Source organism: Dyadobacter sediminis (assembly GCF_005860765.1).
GTDB classification, from domain to species: domain Bacteria; phylum Bacteroidota; class Bacteroidia; order Cytophagales; family Spirosomataceae; genus Dyadobacter; species Dyadobacter sediminis.
Map to the genome: position 1 here is coordinate 409,402 of NZ_VCEI01000028.1, position 18,891 is coordinate 428,292.

The window sequence follows — 18,891 nt, forward strand, 5'->3', positions numbered from 1 at the left end:
AGATTATGCCAAGAAAACCGCCAAAAAACCAGCTGCTTCTCGATTATTCGGTTCGTGGTGACAGGATTGTCCTGCATCTCGGAGAAACCGGGAGCCAGCAAGTGGGAAACCGGCTTTTTGAAGGTCTGGTGAATGGCGAATGGATGATTGAGCCGGCCGGTGAAGCTGCGGATATTTCCTATGCACAGGATATTCTAAATCAGATCGGGCATAAACTTCCTTATCCGGAGGTTGTCAAAATAGCTCAGATGCATGATGCAGATCCGGTATTCAAAGGATTTTCTGCCATTTTTGATCGGAAAGGCTGGATTTTTGTAAATGCGGCAGCGGACATTCATGAACGGAATTATCACATTCATCTGCTGGCTGTGTCACTTGGACTGCATGCTTCTTATGCCAACCCTGAAACGTTGCTGCAACGTTCCGAAAAGCTGATTTTTGATGTCATGCTTCCGTTTAAAGAAGTGGAGAGCTTTTTTCGTACAGGTATTTCCAGAATTCCGGCAAGTTTGGCCGCAGAAATTGCCGGATTCTTTAAAGTACCTTTTGCAATTGTTCTGAAGAGAGCTTTGTCACTGGAAATTATAACGGACGAACAATACCGCAGCTTTGTAAAGGTAAAGCCTGCCGTTCCTTCCAGACAGCGTGAACTCTTTGTTTCCAAGGAAGGCAATATGGACGATCTTGAGACGCAGCTATTTTCCCAGGGCCTGGAAGAATAACTTATTTAACAGAATTCAGGCTGCTCAGATCCGGCAAAGGACTTACGGAAGTCCAGCCGCCGTCTACAACAAGGCTTTGTCCGGTAATATGTCCTGAAAACGGTGAAAGCAGAAACAGCGCTGCATTGGCAATATCTTCGCAAATGGCCGGCCGGCCCATGGGCGTTATGGCGGACCAGATTTTCGGATAAGCCGGATCTTCGGCAAGTGTCCGTTCCGTAAGCGTTGCGCCCGGAGCTACTGTATTAATTGTAATCCCATGCGGGGAAAGTTCCAGTACCAGATTTTTGGCAAGCATTTCCAGGCCCGCTTTCGTCATCGCATACGCACCCAGAAACTGATGCGCCTGATGCCCGACAACTGAAGACATCAGCAGGATTCTTCCGCCTGATTTTTGCGACCGCATTTGCCGGGCTACTGCTTGGGTAAGCAGGAATGAACCCATCAGATTTACTTCCAGTACTTTTTTCAGGTTTTCCGCCGGGTATTCAAAGAAGTCCCCGAACAGCGTAATGCCTGCATTGGCAACGGTAATCGTCAGTTTTCCAAAGCAGCGCATGGCTTCATCCACCATGGCATCTATTACATCCTGCTTGGATGCGTCTCCGGCAAAAGCAATGCATTCGCCACCTTTGTCGCGGATCTTGCGTGCAGCATCGGCTGCCAGCGTTTCATTGGCGTCATTCAGGATAACACATGCGCCCTGGCAGGAAAGTTGCTTGGCAATTTCGAACCCGATTCCCTGACCGGCACCGGTAACAATGGCAGCCTGATTATCAAATAAGTGGCTATTCATTTTTGCTTTATGTTTTAAACTTTCCAGGATGCCTTATGCATCCCGGAAAACCTGCTAGTGTGAATCTCTTGTAACTTTATCGCCCGAACCGCCCCGCAGGAAGTCCAGATCTGCACCTTCGTGCGCCTGCATTACATGGTTTATATGAAGGTTAACGTAGCCGCGGCTATATCCCATATCCAGCGGTTTCCAGTATGCCCGCCGGTTGTTCAGTTCTTCATCGGAGACTTCCAGGTTCAGTTTTCTGTTTTCAACATCCAGCTCAATGATATCTCCATCCTGTACAAGCGCGAGCGTTCCGCCTACCGCTGCCTCCGGGGAAACATGCAAAACAACTGTTCCAAAACCCGTACCGCTCATGCGTCCGTCCGAAATGCGGATCATGTCCACAATTCCTTTTGCCAGGATTTTCTTGGGAAGTGACATATTTCCGACTTCCGGCATGCCGGGATAACCTTTCGGGCCTACGTTTTTAAGTACGAGAATGCAGTTTTCGTCCACATCGAGATCCGGATCGTCAAGCCGGTGTTTGTAATCATCAATATCTTCAAAAACAACAGCTCTTCCGCGGTGCTTCATCAATGCAGGATTTAACGACGCGGAAGGTTTGATAACAGCTCCGTGCTCACAAAGATTTCCTCTTACAACCGCCAGACCCGTCAGGTTTTTTACGGGTTCTTCAAGCGTTGCAATTACTTCCGGATTGTAGCATTCTGCCGTACTGCTGTTTTCGGCCATGGTTTTTCCATTTACCGTAATGACATCTTTATGCAGAAGACTGATCATTTCCTTGATCACAACGGGCAGGCCGCCGGCATAGTAAAAGTCCTCCATAAAATAGCCGCCCGACGGCTGAAGGTTCAGCAGCAGCGGAATTTTGGCGCAAAGGTCATTGAAATGATCCAGCGAAAGATCCACGCCGATCCTTCCGGCAATGGCCAGCAAATGGATTACAAAATTGGTAGAACCTCCGATGGCGGCATTCAGCATAATGGCATTCTCGAAAGCTTCTTTGGTCAGGATCTGCGACATGCGCAGGTCTTCATTTACCATCTGGACAATCCTTCTTCCGGATAAATGGGCAAGTACTTTTCGGCGGGAATCCGCAGCAGGAATTGCTGCATTTTCGGGCAAAGTGAGCCCAAGCGACTCCACCATACAGGCCATTGTAGAAGCCGTTCCCATCACGGCGCAATGTCCGTTGCTTCTGCACATGCAGGCTTCTGCCGTTGTGAGTTCTTCCTGCGATATTTCACCTTTCCGGTACATTTCACTGAACCGCCACACATCGCTTGTGCCGATGTTTGTTCCGCGGTATCTGCCGGTGAGCATCGGGCCGCCCGAAACGACAATCGTCGGAATGTCTACGCTTGCGGCGCCCATGACGAGCGAAGGAGTTGTTTTGTCACATCCGCAAAGCAGCACAACGCCGTCAATCGGATTGGCACGAATCGATTCTTCCACATCCATACTGGCCAGGTTGCGGTAAAGCATGGCCGTTGGCTTGATCAAGGTTTCTCCCAGCGACATCACAGGAAATTCGAGCGGAAAACCGCCGGCTTCCCAGACGCCGCGCTTTACAGATTCTGCAAGTTCACGAAAATGCCCGTTGCAAGGCGTTAGCTCTGAAAAAGTATTGCATATTCCGATCACGGGTCTTCCGTCAAATTCATCCGCAGGATAACCCTGATTTTTCATCCATGCCCTGTATATAAATCCGTCTTTTCCTGATTTGCCAAACCAGCCGCGGCTGCGTAACTTATTTTCTCCCATTAGTTGCCATCGTTTACATGTAAATAAGTAAAGGCCAACAGCAGTAAAATATAATTCCGGCAACCCTTTAAAATAAAAATTGTATATTCGTTTTGCACGTGCCCGGGATTGTCCATGATTTTGAAGAGAGATTATAAATTGTTGCTTTACTTGCTTTTACAGCTGTTTGCATTGCCTTCGTCCGCTCAGTACCAGAATGACAATTTTATTGAAAGATTGTTAAAAAAACATCCTGAAAGATTCTCCGAAATTCTTGATAACCCTGAAAAATACCAGGTTCAGATTCTTTACACCCGCATTGACCGCAACAAGAAAAACGAGCCGCATTTAACAACGCATGGCTATCGTGTCAACAGCTCCAACTATTTTTATCCTGCCAGTACAGTGAAATTATCGGCAGTAGTTCTGGCACTCGACAAGTTGAACCGTCTTGGAATTGACAAGTACACGCCGATGATTACACGGGCCGACAGGCCTGAACAAACGGCAGTTTCAAAGGATACGTCATCGGAAAACGGCTTGCCTTCGGTAGCGCATTATGCAAAGAAAATACTGCTTGCAAGCGATAACGATGCCTTTAACCGTCTTTATGAATTCATCGGACAAGAGGAATATAATGCATCCCTGCATCAAAAAGGCTACACCAATGTAAGGATTCTGCACCGGCTGGAATCGCCGCTCAGTGCTGAAGAAAACAGATATACCAATCCGGTCCGGTTTGAAAAGGATGGAAAAGTAGTTTATGAGCAGCCGGCGCAGTATTGCAGTAAAGATTACAAATCTGAAAAGCCCGTTCTGAGAGGCAAAGGATATATAAAAAACGGAGAACTGATTAATGAACCTTTTGACTTTTCCTCTAAAAACTATTTTGCACTTGCAGAGCAGCACCGGCTTTTGCAGGCCATTATTTTTCCTGAACAGGTTCCCGTTGAACAACGCTTCAATTTAACCAGTGAAGATTACCGGTTTATATATCAGTATATGTCTCAATTTCCGGTGGAAACGAGTTTTCCTGCGAGTTACACGGATGATTATTACGACGGATATGTAAAGTTCCTGCTTTTTGGCGCAACAAAAACGCGTTTGCCAAGGCATATCCGGCTATTCAACAAATCCGGTGACGCATACGGCTATTTGCTCGACAATGCTTACATCGCTGATTTTGAAAAAGGAATTGAATTCATGCTGACAGCCGTTATTTACTGCAATGAAGACCAGATTTTCAACGACGACAAATACGAGTACGACAGCAAAGGTTTTCCTTTTATGGTCAATCTGGGAAAGACGATCTTTGAATATGAACTGAACCGCAAAAGAACGGTGAGGCCCGATTTAAGCCGGTATGAAGTGGAATATGATAAATAGAAAATCTCAGGAAACCCTGAATTTCAGTCTCGGCGCAATCTGGCAAATGTAGATATTAATAAGATGGCCGATAATCAGTAAGGCCGAACCCGCATAACTGAGCCAGGTAAAAACCGGGCTATAACTTTCCAGTATCAGCGAAACAGAAAATAAGGCCAAAGCACCCCAGAGCAATATGCGAACCGGCAAGGATTTATGATCGCGCGTGGCATAGTAAACCGCAATGCCGTTCACGATTATAAACAGGTAATCCAGAGAAAGCAAGCCTTCATGCGTATGAAACTTCTGCAGGAAACCGGAGCCGAATGCCAGTGCAGGCATAATCAGGCAATGTATGATGCACAATACAGAACCCAGAATTCCAAAATAGTCGGCCTTGCCATGTGAGTGTGTTGCTTTCATACCAGATACAATCATGTTGCAAAAATAAGGTTTTAGGTTTCAACATGCAACAGGGTTGCAAGATATTTTATTTTTGCCTTTACTTTTAACCTTTGTTAAAGATCCGAAAGTTCCGAACTTAGAACTTAACTTTGGCCGGAAAGGTTTTATAGTCACCACACAAGTAACTATTTGTTTTAAACAATGGAACAATTAAGAGAAATGCTTAAAGGACATCAGCTTCGCACGACAACTTGCCGGGAAGATGTACTTTCAACATTTATAAGCAAAAAGAATGCCCTTTCGCACGGTGACCTGGAAGGAATGCTGGGCGAAAATTATGATCGTGTGACGATTTACCGTACGCTGAAAACTTTTCTGGAAAAAGGGATTATACATAAAGTCCTTGATGATGAAGGCTTGCGTTATGCGCTTTGTTCACAGAGCTGCTCGGAGGAAAAGCATCAGCACGATCATATTCACTTCAAATGCAATGAATGCGGCGAAACCAACTGCATCGAAAACCTGCACATTCCTGCCGTGAAACTGCCGGAAGGTTACATACCGGAAAACTTTAATTTGCTGATTCAGGGAACCTGCCCGAAATGCAAATCGTAGCTGCCATTATTTAACAGTTAACGTAAAATCAAGGTTTACGTCATCGCTTCCCGGCACAGCTGAACCGTTTTTGGTGCCTGGCTGGTGACGAAGCTGTACTTTTAGCTTGCCGGTTCCGGCTGCACCTGTAAGCGCCTCGCCTTTCAGTCCAATGTTGAAATTGTTGGCATCTTTATCGCCGTAAGTATAAGTAAGCAGGGTAGCAGGAGCAGGCGTGTAAATCAGCAGATGCTCCTCCGCTTTTTCCTGAATTTCTTCAGTAACGTCTTCGGCCGGCGTTTTACTTTCATCCTTCATTTCTACTGTCAGCGTGTAAGCCGTATTCGGTTTCAGCAAAATAGTGTCAAACTGGACCGGAGCATTGCCGCCGTCGCCGTCTGTATCCTTGTAGGAAAATGTATTTACCGTAGTCGTTCCTTTTTCTGCAAATTTTAGAGTAATCGTTGTAATCAGTTCATTTTCATCATCAGGCTCCACGTTTTCTCCTGCATCTTTGCATTGGGTAAAAGTCAATGCTGTGAATAAAAGCAAAGCCAACGTCCGTTTTTGGTTCATTTTCATAATCAAGGTTTATATTTGGTTAAGATTCTTAAGCTCCGAAACTGTATTTGAAGCGTATGGATATATTCCGGCCCATTTCGTCAGCATAGTAACGGAAGCGGTTCAGGTAATCCCGGTAAGCTGTATTGAACAGGTTCTGAACGGTAATGCCCGTTTCAAGCTGATGTTTGTTTGAAAGCTGTATGGACGAGCCGGCCTGGATGGTCCAGATTGAGTAAGCTTTGGGCGGTGGTGCAAAATCACTTTCCGCAGGAACCCGTTTTTGTCTTGCTACAAATAAATTTCCTGCCGAAATATAAGTCTGATGCCAGTTTCCAAAATCCGGCAGATCGTATTTCAGCTGATTATCAATCCGGTTTGCCGGAATCATGACGAGGTAATTATCATTGCGGCGGTCATATGCCTGAAGATAACTCAGCTTGCTGCTGAAAGTCGTCGTTTTAACAAATTTCCAGCTTGCGGAAACATCCACTCCTTTGAAAGTCGCGTCCGTTTGCGTGTATTTGAAATAAGGAAAAGCGCCCCGGATCGTCAGAATCGGTTCCGGTTGCGGTTTCAGATAAATATAATCCGAGATAAAATTATAATATCCGCCAACTTCAAAAGTCAGTCTTTCGCCGGCATACTTTACACTTCCGATTGTATTAACGGCCATTTCAGGCTGTAAGGAAGCATCGCCTTTTTCATAAGCTGCGGCTCCGTGATGCACACCGTCGCTGAAAAGCTCGCTTACATTCGGTGCCCGCCATGCCGTTCCGGCGTTTAATCTTGCAGAAAGACGTCCTGAAAAATTCTTTGTTGCGCCGAGCGTTCCTGAAAAGTTTTTAAAATCAAAGTCGTCCGATAATTTTTCCTTGCTGACAATCCGGTATGTTTTCAGTTTGCGGTAATCGTACCGTACGCCTGCTTCCAGTTCCCAGCTGTTTTTAACCAGTCTTTCCATCCAGAAAACACCGATATTGAACTGGTTAAAATTAGGAATCAACGGCCTTCCGCTCATCAGATTGTACTGATACAATGTACTTACGCCCACTTGTCCGGCCAGTTTCCCGGCAATGGGTTTATGATCCCAGACGATATCATTGGTCAGCGTGGATAATTTAAATGTGAGCTCCGGATGGTTCAAAGCCGCTATGGAATCATTTCTGGAACGGTGCAGATCATATTCGTTCCGGTTGTTGATCTGCCGTGCAGCAGTCCACTGAATTTTGTTGCCGTTCTGAAAATGATAATGCGTTTCTGCTTTGATGAGGTCATGCGTAACATTCTGGTTTGGCCTTGCAATGGCGTAGCTGAAACCGGATTTTATAAAAGGTTCTCCATTTTTGATAACGTTCAGCAAGTCCGTTACGCTGCCAATATGAGAACCGGAGAAAATACCGATTTTTGTGTCAAAACGGCTGTAAAACAAATCAATTCCAAAACCTTTGTTGCGGTAACCGGCTGCAAGTGAGAAGTTGTTTTCATTGGTTCCGGTATTATCCAGATAATAGTCCGGCGTTCTGATATTTCCGCTTTTCTTGATTGTTCCCTGCGCCCGCCAGCCAAAACCTTTGAGCGTTTTTATGCCGCCCTGCACAGTTCCCGACAAAACACCCTGACGGCCGTTTGAAAAACCGACGGTATTCAGTTCACTGCTCAGCGGTTTGTCAAAAGGAAGTTCTTCAGGTTCCACCAGAATGACGCCGCCGATTGCATCCGAACCGTAACGTACGCCTGCAGCGCCTTTTACAACCGAAAGCCGCGTTGCTATAAACGGATCAATTTCGGGCGCATGTTCCGAGCCCCATTGCTGGCCTTCCTGCCGCACGCCGTTGTTCATGATCAGAACGCGGTTACTGTGTAGCCCGTGAATGACCGGTTTGGAAATGGAAGATCCGGTTTGTAATGAAGTTACGCCGGGCAATCCTTTCAGGCTTTCGGCCAGACTTTTGCCTCTTGTATTTTCAAGCTCGTTTCCACTGATCGTACTCAGGGGCTGCGAAGCAGGAGTATCTGAACGGTGCGCTGTTATTTCAACATCTTTCAAATGAATTTCCTGTTCCTGAAGACTGAAGTCTTCAATATGGCCGGATGTCAGATCAATGGTCTGCCTGAACGCGCTATAACCGACAATCCTACATTCCAGCGTATACGTTCCGGGACACAGATCACGCAATTCATAACGGCCTTTTTCATCTGTAAAAACCCCGCTGTTTTGTCCGATGATTAAAACGGTTGCGCCAATTACCGGCTGGCTGGAATGTTTGTCTCTGACCACACCTTTTACAAAGCAGGCGCAATTGCTGTTTTGCCCAAAGACGGAAACCGAAAATAAAATCAGTAAGAAGCTGTATACAAGCTTGTTAAATAATTTACATTTGGTCTTTACAGTTGAGATGCCGGGAAAACTCATTCTAATGTATGTTACAATGTTGCAAACATACAATCATTGCAACTATGTTGCAAGAAGAATTCTGAAGTATTTTGTTATTTTAAGTCCAATCTGGCGCCTGAAACTTAACTTTGTCCATTATTAGGCGTTTCCTTTTTCCTGCTTTGTCTGATCTTCTTATTGCAAAAATCGTTTTAATGCCGCCGCTGATTGCAGGCGTAACGCTGGCAGTCCGAAAGTGGGGCGAGGGAATTGGCGGATTGATCGGCGGATTTCCATGGGTTGCAGGCCCGATTTCCTTTTTTATTGCCTTGGAGCACGGCGCATTGTTTGCTGCTTCCACCGTCACTTCCGCTTTGCTGGGATCCATCGGAACCACATTGTTTGCACTGGTTTATGCGCTTGTAGCTTCCAGGTTTTCCTGGCTGCCGACGGTTTTGATCAGCTATGCAGCATTTTTTGCCGTTGCCTTTTTATCTCTTGGACGTACGGTTTCACTGCCCGCAGCTGCCGGCCTGAATTTGCTTGTGCTTACATTTGTCCTTTATTTCTTTCCGAAATCCCGGCCTGTAACAGAAACAAAAAAGCAGCCTTTGTACGACATTCCGTTAAGGATGCTTGTGGCTACGTTTTTTGTCGTTTTGCTGACGCAGGCCGCGGATTATCTCGGCCCGACTTGGAGCGGAATTTTAACGCCTTTCCCGATCATGACTTCTACGCTGGCTGTTTTTACACATGCACAGCGCGGCGCCGATGCGGCAAGCCGGGTATTGCACGGACTTTTACTCGCGAGTTACGGATTTGTAGTATTTCTGATTGGCGTTTCCTGGCTTGTTCCTCAAATTCCGATCGGTCCAGCTTATTCAATTTTGATGATTGTTACGATGATCGTCAATTTTGTGACGATCAGGGTTGTCAAGGAATAATGGTGAGTTAAAGGAATTCAGACTCGTTCCAGTTTTACCGGATATGTTTTCTTTGCATTCCACTGGCAAACGTAGATGTTTTCGTCTGTGTCGACACAGACGTCGTGACAATGCATAAAAATCGGCTTTTCCTGAAGCATGAGCTGCAATTCTCCGTTTCTGTATTCCGGTTGGGTTCCGCCGGGATTGGAAATGACCTTGTTATTTTTGTCCAGAATCGTTACAAAACCCGAGTTCGGAGTCTGATTCAAATAGCGCAGTCTGGACCAGCAGACACCGGCAAAGAGCTGCTCTCCTTTAAAAACCGGCCGGCATACAAAAGCGCCCGGCAGAAAAATAGTACTCAGATATTTGCCGTCCAGCGTAAACCGCTTGAATGCATTATGTGCTCTCGAGGTTATTAAGAGCGTCGGATTGGATTTGTCACGGTAATCAATGGCAATTCCATGCGCTGTTGAAAATTGTGCATCCAAATCGCCTGAACCGCCGAATTTGTCTATGAATTCACCTTTTGGCGTATATCTCAAAATCCATTGGGAACCATACCCGTCGGCAACATAAATGGTTCCGTCGGGCCCGATCGCACTTTCTGTAGGCTTGAAAGCATCGCTTTCCTTGTATGCGCCAACCTTTGAAGGATGTTCTATGGTCAGCAGGATTTTACCTTTCAGATCGGTTTTAAAGACTTTTCCGATATTCGGATCGCAGATAAACAGAAATTCTTCTCCGTTTGCATTCCATAACGTAAGCCCGTGGCCGCCCGGAAACTCATGTCCCCAGGATTCAAGCAGCTTGCCCGAACGATCATAAACCAGAATATTGTTTTTGATCTCGTCGCCTACCATAATCAGCCTTCCCTTACTGTCCTGAACCATCTCATGACAGTTATTGACAGGGAATTTGGAAGCATCCAGATTTCCCCAGCCCTGATGAACCTTATATTGGTAAGATCCGTGGCCAATGGTTTCACCGTCCGGTTTTGGTTTTGCTTTCAGAATATAGAATGGCTTGAACGTTACGGCGGCAGCGGTAAGTGCTGCTATTTTGGAAAAATGACGACGGGATTGTTTTTCTGCCATAAAAAATCTTTTTTACAAAAGACATGACATACTTTTTCTTACTATTTGCAATGCAGCGGAATTTTCATTATTCCGGTTTTAACTTGCAGAATAACGTTTTCCATAGCGGTTCAGCCAATCCATCAATCTGTTTACATCCTGCATTTTAAACAATTCACTGCCGGCATTCATGGTTGCAGCTGTTCCGCAGGCAACGCCCATACGTACAGCTTCCCGGAAAGATTTGCCTTGATAAAGTGTCCAGATTATGCCTGCAAGCATGCTGTCGCCCGCACCCACCGTACTTTTGGGCTGAACCGGAGGCGCAGGAATGTGCTCCACCTGATCTTCGGTTACGAGCATGGCACCCATGGCACCCATGGAAACGACAACGACTTCACATTGGCCTCTGATAATCAATGCGCGGGCAGCATCGTCCACTTCGTCCATTTCCAGCTTGTCAACGCCTACAAGTTCACTAAGTTCTGTAATATTCGGTTTCAGCAAGTATACGCCCGCTTCTGTGGCATACCTCAGTGCATCTCCGGAAGTGTCGGCTATGAATTTTGCTCCCTGTTTATGCGCGATTTTGGCAATTTCACCATAAAAATCTGCGGGTACGCCGGGTGGAAGGCTGCCGCTGGCAATGATATAGGCAGGTTTCGGATCAAGCTCTTCCATAGTTTCCAGAATAGAGCGGACTTCAGTCGGCATCATTTCAGTGCCCGGCATTCCGAACCGGTACTGAAAGCCGGTACTGGTTTCCAGTACATGAAAGTTTTCTCTTGTCCATTGCTTGGTTTCAATCACCATCGTTCCGACGCCCTCGGCTTTAACGAGCTTGTGAAGCCTGTGGCCGGTCGGGCCACCGATGGTAAAAATGGCAACAGGATTTCCGCCCAGCCGGTGAATGGCCTTCGCCACGTTGATCCCGCCGCCGCCAGCTTCAAAATTCGGTGCGTCACAACGAAGTTTATTGTCAGGCACAATGCGTGCTACATTGGAACTTTTGTCAAGAGCAGGATTTATTGTAAGCGTTACAATGGGTCCGGTAGCCATAAAAATAAAGTTATCTGTTCGCAGGTTAATAGGATGAAATTACGCTAATAAAATAAAAAAAACTGTTTTTACAGCTTTCATTACGAATTCTTCACGGAACAATGCAATTGGTAACCCGAAAAATTGCTGCGTAAAACAAAAGCCCTCTGTATTTATCTACCAAATACAGAGGGCTTTTGTTGTAAAACGAGCTGATTAAGCAACAGACCGGAGAAGCGACATGGACGACTTTTCAAACTTGTCTTTTGCGTAATCCAGCGAAAGCGTAAATTCTTTGATGTCTTTCTGCGAAGGAAGGTCAAACATGGCATCCGTCATAATGGATTCGCAGATGGAACGCAATCCGCGTGCGCCGAGTTTGTAGCTCATTGCCTGATCCACAATAAAGTCCAGAACTTCCTCTTCGAAATGTAACGTAATACCTTCCATCGCGAACAACTTGCTGTATTGTTTTACCAAAGCATTTTTAGGCTCTGTAAGGATGCGGCGAAGTGTTTCACGATCCAGCGGGTTCAAATGTGTAAGTACCGGAAGTCGGCCGATCAGCTCAGGAATCAATCCGAAAGATTTAAGGTCCATGGCTGTTACATAGCGCATCAGATTGCCTTTATCAAATATTTCAATGATTCTGTTGTCGCCGGAAAAACCGATCGGACGCGTGTTGATCCGTTTTCCGATATGGCGCTCGATTCCGTCAAAAGCACCGCCGCAGATGAAAAGAATATTCTCCGTGTTCAGTGTAATCATTTTCTGATCCGGATGCTTGCGGCCACCCTGAGGCGGAACGTTCACAATTGAACCTTCCAGTAATTTGAGCAAAGCCTGCTGCACACCTTCACCGCTGACATCACGCGTAATCGAAGGATTGTCCGATTTACGGGCAATTTTATCAATCTCGTCAATGTAAACGATTCCTCTTTCAGCTGCTTCCACGTTATAATCTGCTGCCTGCAGCAAACGCGTAAGAATGGTTTCAACATCTTCTCCGACATAACCGGCTTCCGTAACAACCGTTGCATCCGCAACGCAAAAAGGAACCTGAAGAATGCGTGCGATAGATTTGGCAAGATACGTTTTCCCGGTTCCGGTTTCGCCCACCATAATGATATTTGATTTTTCTATCACCACATCGTCATCCGTATGAAGCTGGTTCAGGCGTTTGTAGTGATTATAGACCGCAACAGCCAGCGAACGCTTTGCTTCGTCCTGTCCGATTACATATTGTTCGAGAAAATGCTTGATTTCAGCAGGCGGGATCGGTTTAAGCTTGGGCAGCTTTGTTTTCTTTTCTTTTTTATCCTCCTTTGATCCTAACTCCTCACTAATTACCTGATGTCCCTGTGCAATGCAGTGATTACAAATATGTGCATCTATTCCGGAGAGTAATAAATCTACTTCGTTTTTCTTACGTCCGCAGAACGAACAACTTACTTGTGCCATTGATTCGATATAAACAGTTATTAATTTTTCCGTTTCACCTTTGCAGAAAATAGCCTGGCCGGAAAATCATGTTAACAAGAAGACGAAAATTAATGTTTCAAAATCCGCCTCATAGTTTTTCATTTATATTAAAGTGATTCTCAAAAAACCCGTTTGATATAAATGATTTTTGGTGCTTAGACTGAAAACAGAATAACTTTTTGGTTATTGTTATATGCTATAACTTAATTTGCCTTTGTACAAATTTCCAACTTTTTAACCGGCTTACCAAATACCGTACAAGCCACAAAATAAAAACCGTCCTGTTCCGAAGCAACAGGACGGTTTTTATTTTCAATAAATTCGCATTATTTATCTCTTGTCAATACTTCGTCGATCAGTCCGTATTCTTTCGCTTCAATCGCACGCAGCCATTTGTCACGGTCCGAATCCAGGCCGATCTGCTCAGGCGTTTGTCCGGTATGATGTGCCAGGATTTCATACAGTTCGTGACGCAGCTTTACAATTTCACGCGTTGTAATTTCGATATCTACCGAAGTTCCCTGCGCTCCGCCGGATGGCTGGTGAATCATTACACGGGCATGCGGAAGCGCGGAACGCTTGCCGGCAGCACCGCCCGCCAGCAATACAGCGCCCATGGATGCCGCAAGGCTCGTACAAACTGTTGCAACGTCCGGACGTACATACTGCATGGTATCATAAATACCCAAACCTGCGTAAACAGAACCGCCCGGGCTGTTTATATACATCAGAATATCTTTTTTGGCATCTGCAGATTCGAGAAAAAGAAGCTGGGCAACAATAATATTGGCAATATTGTCATCCACTCCGGTTCCCATAAATATAATGCGGTCGGCCATAAGGCGTGAAAATACGTCCACTTCACGGAAGTTCATCGGGCGCTCTTCAATGACCGAACGGGTCATGTTTTCAACTGTATGGTTTACGTAACCGTCCACTGTAAGACCGTTCATGCCAAGGTGATGAACGGCATATTTTCTAAATTCATTTCCGTAGTTCATGAATAAACTTTAATTTAATTTACATTTAATAGGTAAATGACTGAAAGAACAAAAAGCAATATAGGTTAGTTTCTATACATTAATGATGTGCATTTATTCTTTGACTTTTACAAAATTGACTAAATCATTGAATAATCCTTGTCAATGCTGGTGATAAATTATCGAAAATTGCGACAGTCACCTGTAAAAGATGTCATTACATTGTGTAACAAATTGTCCTGAAACAGTAAAATACAGATATGCTATGAATATTGCATCTCATTTATCCGAAAGAATCCGTCAGATCCGATTGCAAAAAGGCCTTTCTCAGGAAAATATGGCTGATATGCTCGGATTGTCCACAACGGCATACGGCGACCTGGAAAGAGGCCGCACGGAACTGTCGGTTTCCCGTCTTGAAAATATTGCCCGGTTACTCGATGTTCCGTTGTCCGGACTGCTCGGCCTAGAATCCGCAACGATGTCGGAAACCGAATGGCTGCGCCAGGAAAATACAAGGCTTCTGGCTGCAAACAGCAGGTTACAGCATGAACTGGAACAATGGAAACTGAAATTCAGGCAATGGTTCGGAGAAGGAATGATACGGGAAATAGGGCAGCAGCGCGAACGGATCGGCTTCTAAAAAAAACACCGCCCCGAATTTGAATCCGGGACGGTGAAAAAAAAGTTTTTATAAATACTCAGATCAAGCTTCTGTAGTTTCTCCTTTGGCCAGTTTCTCAAATTCGCTGATTTCGATAGTCTGTTCATCGGTAGCAACCTGACTGCGGATCAGATCCAGAATTTTATTATCGAAAACCTGATTGAAAACGTTGGTATAATTGTCACGTTCCTTGTCGGCCAAATAGCCTTGCGCAACGCGGTCAATGGTTTCTTTCATGTTGTCGTCGTCGCCGTAGATGCCAAACTGGCCTTTTACCATTTCGCGTGTGAAGTCCAGAATTTCAGGATACTCAACCTTTACGCTTTCCTTGTCGGCAATCTTGTTTTTGATCAGGCTCAGTTTCAAAGATTTCTGGAAATCTTCAAATTGTTCTTCAATTTGCTCACGGGTAAATTTGCCTTCATTGGTGCGTTCCAGCCAATCTTTCAGGAACTCGCCCGGAAGATCAATGGAAATGCTGTTCAGTAAAGCCTGCTCGATGTCGCGGCGGAGCAATGCTTCCGTTTCGCGTTCGTAGTTGCTTTTTATAATTTCCAGTACTTTCTCGTTGAATTGCTCTTCGTTTTCAACCTGGCCCGGCCCCAGAACTTTGTCGAAAAATTCCTGATTGATTTCTGACGGTTCCTGACGCGTAATATCTTCGACGATCAGCGTATATTCTCCCGAAAGCGTTTCGATATCTTCTTTTTTCTTGCCGGTTACATGTGCAATCGCTGCTTCGTCAACGAAAGTATCCTGAATATCGAAAGTAATGACATCGCCTTTTTTGATGCCTATGAATTTAGCCTGGCTTTCTTCTTTTACCTGTTTGGTAGGAATGGCGGTACGTGTCGTAAATTCAGACGATTCCTGTTTCAGTTCCCCGAAGACCATATCACCGGCTTCGCTTGTTTCCGGATGTGCATTTTCAGCAAATCTTTCACGCAGGCTGTCGATTGTTTTGGTCAGCTCATTATCGTCAACATGAATTGTGTAACGCTTTACTGCCGGAAGTTCGCTCAGGTTTACTTCAAAATCGGAAGCAACGCCCAGGTTATAGCTGAACTCAAAACCATTCGGATTGTCCCAGTTTACAGCTTCGGCTTTATCGCGGTCTGGAACCGGGTCGCCTACGACCTGCAGTTTGTTTTCTCTGATGTAGTTGCTTACCGCGTTGCTCAGAAGACTGTTGACCTCATCAACCAGAATGCTTTTTCCATACATGCGCTGAATGACATGTGACGGTACTTTTCCCGGGCGAAATCCTTTCAAATTAACGCGTTTAGAATAATCCTTTATGGTTTTATCAACTTTTGGCTGATAATCATCCTTGGTTAGCGTTACTTTGAGAGAGGCTAATGTAGGTGAATTTTTTTCTAACAAAACTTCCATGAGTCGCTTGTGATATATTGGTAAGTACCTTTTAGATTAACAGAAAAAATAAAAATGCCCTCAAAACGATGTCCTGAGGGCATTTGACGGGTTTTACTACGGAGCAATCCATTTTTCTGAAAAAACAGGAATCTGACGCCCCGTCATTCCCTTGTTATTTGTACGGGCGGAGGGAATCGAACCCCCACGCCTTGCGGCACTAGATCCTAAGTCTAGCACGTCTACCAGTTCCGCCACGCCCGCTTGCTTATTTCCTTTTTGCAACGCCTATCGTTGAATTGGGAGTGCAAAGGTATTTTAATTTTTTATATACATGCAAGTTTTTTTAAAAATTTTATCTTTTGGTAAAATGATATTGAAGAATGTCACTAAAATTTGTTATTTTGGTGAAGCATACTAATTAAATAAAGAAGTGGAGCAACTCGTTGAATCCCTCACCATTGATCTGGAGCAGGAGCGAAAGGATATTCTTAAGAAATACCGTAGATTGTTACGGACAGCAAAACCTTTTTTAAAGGATAATGATGCGAAATTAATCAAAAAAGCTTTTTACACTTCCGTCGATGCGCATAAAGACATGCGCCGCCGGTCGGGAGAACCATACATTTATCATCCGCTGGCCGTTGCCCAGATTGTCGTGGAAGAAATCGGGCTGGGTACGACGGGCATCGTGGCGGCATTGCTTCATGACGTTGTCGAGGATACCGACATGCGCATTGAGGATATCGAACGTCTTTTCGGTAAGAAAGTAGCCAAAATCATTGACGGCCTGACCAAAATTTCAGGCAGGTTTGAATACGGAACTTCCCAGCAGGCGGAAAATTTCCGGAAAATGCTGCTTACGCTTTCGGACGACGTAAGGGTTATTCTGGTAAAACTGGCGGACAGGCTGCATAATATGCGGACGCTGGACAGCATGCCGCGCGACAAACAGCTGAAGATCGCTTCCGAAACGATTTTTATCTATGCCCCGCTGGCGCACAGGCTCGGATTGTACAGCATCAAATCCGAACTGGAAGAACTGTACCTCAAATACACCGAACCGCAGGAATACCGCGCGATTGCCAGAAAATTACGGGAAACAAAAGGCATTCGTGACCGGTTTATCGCCAAATTCATGGAGCCGATTGCGCAGGATCTGGAATCTGCCGGACTGAATTTTATCCTGAAAGGCCGTCCGAAATCCATTTATTCCATCTGGAATAAGATGCGCAAGCAGAACAAGCCCTTTGAGGAAATATATGACCTTTTTGCCATCCGGATCGTGCTGGAATCCACAGCTGAAAATGACCGTGAAAAGGCAATCTGCTGGCAGGCATACTCGATCGTAACGGATCATTACAAGCCCAATCCGGACCGTTTGAAAGACTTTCTAAGCACGCCGCGCGCCAACGGATACCAATCGCTGCACTCGACGGTGATGAGCAAAAGCGGACAGTGGGTGGAAGTGCAGATCCGTACGACACGCATGGACGAGATTGCGGAAAAAGGCTATGCGGCACACTGGAAATACAAAGGCAACGATACCAAAGTGCGCGGCAACATTGAACAATGGATTACGCAGGTACGGGAAACGCTGGAAAACGGTTTCGGCGACAAAACGGCAGCCATTGAATTTCTGGATGAATTCCGGAGCAATCTTTTCAATGAGGAAGTTTTTGTTTTTACGCCCAAAGGAGAACTGAAAGTACTGCAGAGCGGCTCAACCGCGCTGGATTTTGCCTTTGATATTCACTCGGAAGTCGGTGCGCACTGCATGGCGGCAAAAGTGGGCGGGATTCTGGTTCCGATCAGTTATGTGCTGAACAACGGCGATCAGATCGAGATCATTACGAGCAGCAAGCAAAAACCCAATGAAGACTGGCTTCGTATCGTCGTCACTTCCAAGGCAAGGGCCAGAATCAAGGATTTTCTGAAAGAAGACAACCGCCGTCACGAAACGGACGGAAGGCAAATGGTCGAGAAAAAGCTGAAAGTGCTCGGCATAGACCTTAATGCCGAAGTAACCAATCAGCTGCGGGCTTTCTTTGAATGTAAAACGGCTGCCGACTTTTTTTACCGGATCGGAAAAGGGTATATCCATCTCGACGAATTAAAAAGGTTCAAGAAAGACAAAGAGGCAAAGGAACGAAAAGTCTCGGATAACAATGCTGCTGCAAATGCCGCACAGGCGCCTGCAAGCGACGGAAAAACGCTCACCAAATACCTGAAACACATTCATGGCGACCGTGCTGACAGCGACACGCTTCTGATCGGCGACGACATGGACAAAATTGATTACAAACTGGCCCAATGCTGCAATCCGATTGCCGGTGACGACGTTTTCGGTTTTGTAACGATCAACGAAGGCATCAAAATTCATAGAACCACTTGTCCGAACGCTGCGGAGCTGATGTCCAAGCATGTAAACCGCATTATCAAGGCAAAATGGGAATCCGGAAAAGAAGAAGCATTTCTGGCCGGTCTTTACCTTTCCGGAACTGACCGCGTAGGGCTTGTCAATGACGTGACAAGGATTATTTCCAATGAGCTGCACATCAATATGCGGGGACTGACGATTGATACCAAAGACGGCGTTTTTAAAGGCGATATCAAGCTTTATGTGCAGGATACCATGCACCTGGACATGCTGATCAATAAACTGGAAGAAGTAGAAGGCGTGTACAATGTGCAGCGTTTCGATACGAATCTGAATGCCAAGTAGCTTCTTTGAACGATTCTGTTTCTGCCGTGTTTATGAATTGTTACCGGTAAGGCAGTA

The 18,891-nt window shown here is 45.5% G+C and carries 16 protein-coding genes and 1 tRNA gene; 6 read left to right on the forward strand and 11 right to left on the reverse strand.

What is annotated here, in order from left to right; genetic code table 11:
• Nucleotides 1-5: 5 nt before the first annotated feature.
• Nucleotides 6-722 (forward strand): hypothetical protein, encoded by a 717-nt coding sequence (locus FEM55_RS18755; RefSeq protein WP_138282921.1) that lies wholly within the window; start codon nucleotides 6-8, stop codon nucleotides 720-722.
• A 1-nt stretch (nucleotide 723) separates the two neighbouring features.
• On the opposite strand, the gene FEM55_RS18760 is transcribed toward FEM55_RS18755, so the two are convergent.
• Together FEM55_RS18760 and FEM55_RS18765 are read right to left on the reverse strand one after the other, a co-directional pair.
• Nucleotides 724-1,518, reverse strand: a complete 795-nt coding sequence (locus tag FEM55_RS18760; RefSeq protein WP_138282922.1) for an SDR family NAD(P)-dependent oxidoreductase — start codon at nucleotides 1,516-1,518, stop codon at nucleotides 724-726.
• 54 nt (nucleotides 1,519-1,572) lie between these two features.
• Complete coding sequence (locus FEM55_RS18765; protein WP_138282923.1) at nucleotides 1,573-3,291, reverse strand: IlvD/Edd family dehydratase; 1,719 nt, start codon at nucleotides 3,289-3,291, stop codon at nucleotides 1,573-1,575.
• Nucleotides 3,292-3,405: 114 nt separating this feature from the next.
• On the opposite strand from FEM55_RS18765, the gene FEM55_RS18770 reads away from it, so the two are divergent.
• Nucleotides 3,406-4,656 carry a serine hydrolase gene (locus FEM55_RS18770; RefSeq protein WP_138282924.1) on the forward strand — a complete coding sequence of 417 codons (1,251 nt, stop codon included), beginning with the start codon at nucleotides 3,406-3,408 and terminating at the stop codon, nucleotides 4,654-4,656.
• A 6-nt stretch (nucleotides 4,657-4,662) separates the two neighbouring features.
• Here FEM55_RS18770 and FEM55_RS18775 read toward each other — a convergent pair whose 3' ends face one another.
• A complete protein-coding gene (locus FEM55_RS18775) occupies nucleotides 4,663-5,058 on the reverse strand; it encodes a MerC domain-containing protein (protein WP_138282925.1) in 396 nt (131 codons plus the stop codon).
• A 183-nt stretch (nucleotides 5,059-5,241) separates the two neighbouring features.
• Here FEM55_RS18775 and FEM55_RS18780 point away from each other — a divergent pair, with 183 nt between their 5' ends.
• Nucleotides 5,242-5,655 carry a Fur family transcriptional regulator gene (locus FEM55_RS18780; protein ID WP_138282926.1) on the forward strand — a complete coding sequence of 138 codons (414 nt, stop codon included), beginning with the start codon at nucleotides 5,242-5,244 and terminating at the stop codon, nucleotides 5,653-5,655.
• A gap of 6 nt (nucleotides 5,656-5,661) precedes the next feature.
• On the opposite strand, the gene FEM55_RS18785 is transcribed toward FEM55_RS18780, so the two are convergent.
• Nucleotides 5,662-6,216 carry a hypothetical protein gene (locus FEM55_RS18785; protein WP_138282927.1) on the reverse strand — a complete coding sequence of 185 codons (555 nt, stop codon included), beginning with the start codon at nucleotides 6,214-6,216 and terminating at the stop codon, nucleotides 5,662-5,664.
• A 28-nt stretch (nucleotides 6,217-6,244) separates the two neighbouring features.
• Entirely contained in the window at nucleotides 6,245-8,476 is a 2,232-nt protein-coding gene (locus FEM55_RS18790; protein ID WP_229209332.1) for a TonB-dependent receptor, read from the reverse strand.
• Nucleotides 8,477-8,787: 311 nt separating this feature from the next.
• On the opposite strand from FEM55_RS18790, the gene FEM55_RS18795 reads away from it, so the two are divergent.
• The gene (locus FEM55_RS18795; RefSeq protein WP_138282929.1) at nucleotides 8,788-9,516 is read left to right on the forward strand and encodes a hypothetical protein; all 729 of its coding nucleotides are present in this window, start codon (nucleotides 8,788-8,790) and stop codon (nucleotides 9,514-9,516) included.
• A gap of 17 nt (nucleotides 9,517-9,533) precedes the next feature.
• Here the strand turns inward: FEM55_RS18795 and FEM55_RS18800 are convergent, their stop codons facing one another.
• The 4 genes from FEM55_RS18800 to FEM55_RS18815 all read right to left on the reverse strand — a co-directional run bounded on the left by FEM55_RS18800 (nucleotide 9,534) and on the right by FEM55_RS18815 (nucleotide 14,095).
• Complete coding sequence (locus FEM55_RS18800) at nucleotides 9,534-10,595, reverse strand: NHL repeat-containing protein (RefSeq protein ID WP_138282930.1); 1,062 nt, start codon at nucleotides 10,593-10,595, stop codon at nucleotides 9,534-9,536.
• Between the two features lie 78 nt (nucleotides 10,596-10,673).
• Nucleotides 10,674-11,633 (reverse strand): 1-phosphofructokinase family hexose kinase, encoded by a 960-nt coding sequence (locus FEM55_RS18805; RefSeq protein ID WP_138282931.1) that lies wholly within the window; start codon nucleotides 11,631-11,633, stop codon nucleotides 10,674-10,676.
• Between the two features lie 195 nt (nucleotides 11,634-11,828).
• Nucleotides 11,829-13,073 (reverse strand): ATP-dependent Clp protease ATP-binding subunit ClpX, encoded by a 1,245-nt coding sequence (gene clpX / locus FEM55_RS18810; RefSeq protein WP_138282932.1) that lies wholly within the window; start codon nucleotides 13,071-13,073, stop codon nucleotides 11,829-11,831.
• A 347-nt stretch (nucleotides 13,074-13,420) separates the two neighbouring features.
• Nucleotides 13,421-14,095, reverse strand: coding sequence for a ClpP family protease (locus tag FEM55_RS18815; RefSeq protein WP_138282933.1), 675 nt, complete (start codon nucleotides 14,093-14,095; stop codon nucleotides 13,421-13,423).
• Nucleotides 14,096-14,339: 244 nt separating this feature from the next.
• Here FEM55_RS18815 and FEM55_RS18820 point away from each other — a divergent pair, with 244 nt between their 5' ends.
• Nucleotides 14,340-14,717, forward strand: a complete 378-nt coding sequence (locus FEM55_RS18820; RefSeq protein ID WP_138282934.1) for a helix-turn-helix domain-containing protein — start codon at nucleotides 14,340-14,342, stop codon at nucleotides 14,715-14,717.
• 63 nt (nucleotides 14,718-14,780) lie between these two features.
• Here the strand turns inward: FEM55_RS18820 and tig are convergent, their stop codons facing one another.
• Nucleotides 14,781-16,130 carry a trigger factor gene (gene tig, locus FEM55_RS18825; protein WP_138282935.1) on the reverse strand — a complete coding sequence of 450 codons (1,350 nt, stop codon included), beginning with the start codon at nucleotides 16,128-16,130 and terminating at the stop codon, nucleotides 14,781-14,783.
• Between the two features lie 161 nt (nucleotides 16,131-16,291).
• Nucleotides 16,292-16,373 (reverse strand) — tRNA-Leu (locus FEM55_RS18830).
• Between the two features lie 169 nt (nucleotides 16,374-16,542).
• Between FEM55_RS18830 and FEM55_RS18835 the strand changes: the two genes are divergently transcribed.
• Nucleotides 16,543-18,834 (forward strand): RelA/SpoT family protein, encoded by a 2,292-nt coding sequence (locus FEM55_RS18835; protein ID WP_138282936.1) that lies wholly within the window; start codon nucleotides 16,543-16,545, stop codon nucleotides 18,832-18,834.
• Nucleotides 18,835-18,891 lie beyond the last annotated feature (57 nt).

Excerpts from the sequence above, each read along its gene's own strand:
- FEM55_RS18795 (WP_138282929.1), top strand. The coding sequence starts at position 8,788 with ATGCCGCCGCTGATTGCAGGCGTAACGCTGGCAGTCCGAAAGTGGGGC.
- FEM55_RS18765 (WP_138282923.1), bottom strand. The coding sequence starts at position 3,291 with ATGGGAGAAAATAAGTTACGCAGCCGCGGCTGGTTTGGCAAATCAGGA.
- FEM55_RS18780 (WP_138282926.1), top strand. The coding sequence starts at position 5,242 with ATGGAACAATTAAGAGAAATGCTTAAAGGACATCAGCTTCGCACGACA.
- clpX (WP_138282932.1), bottom strand. The coding sequence starts at position 13,073 with ATGGCACAAGTAAGTTGTTCGTTCTGCGGACGTAAGAAAAACGAAGTA.
- FEM55_RS18805 (WP_138282931.1), bottom strand. The coding sequence starts at position 11,633 with ATGGCTACCGGACCCATTGTAACGCTTACAATAAATCCTGCTCTTGAC.
- tig (WP_138282935.1), bottom strand. The coding sequence starts at position 16,130 with ATGGAAGTTTTGTTAGAAAAAAATTCACCTACATTAGCCTCTCTCAAA.
- FEM55_RS18815 (WP_138282933.1), bottom strand. The coding sequence starts at position 14,095 with ATGAACTACGGAAATGAATTTAGAAAATATGCCGTTCATCACCTTGGC.
- FEM55_RS18820 (WP_138282934.1), top strand. The coding sequence starts at position 14,340 with ATGAATATTGCATCTCATTTATCCGAAAGAATCCGTCAGATCCGATTG.
- FEM55_RS18770 (WP_138282924.1), top strand. The coding sequence starts at position 3,406 with ATGATTTTGAAGAGAGATTATAAATTGTTGCTTTACTTGCTTTTACAG.
- FEM55_RS18755 (WP_138282921.1), top strand. The coding sequence starts at position 6 with ATGCCAAGAAAACCGCCAAAAAACCAGCTGCTTCTCGATTATTCGGTT.
- FEM55_RS18785 (WP_138282927.1), bottom strand. The coding sequence starts at position 6,216 with ATGAAAATGAACCAAAAACGGACGTTGGCTTTGCTTTTATTCACAGCA.
- FEM55_RS18760 (WP_138282922.1), bottom strand. The coding sequence starts at position 1,518 with ATGAATAGCCACTTATTTGATAATCAGGCTGCCATTGTTACCGGTGCC.
- FEM55_RS18800 (WP_138282930.1), bottom strand. The coding sequence starts at position 10,595 with ATGGCAGAAAAACAATCCCGTCGTCATTTTTCCAAAATAGCAGCACTT.
- FEM55_RS18775 (WP_138282925.1), bottom strand. The coding sequence starts at position 5,058 with ATGAAAGCAACACACTCACATGGCAAGGCCGACTATTTTGGAATTCTG.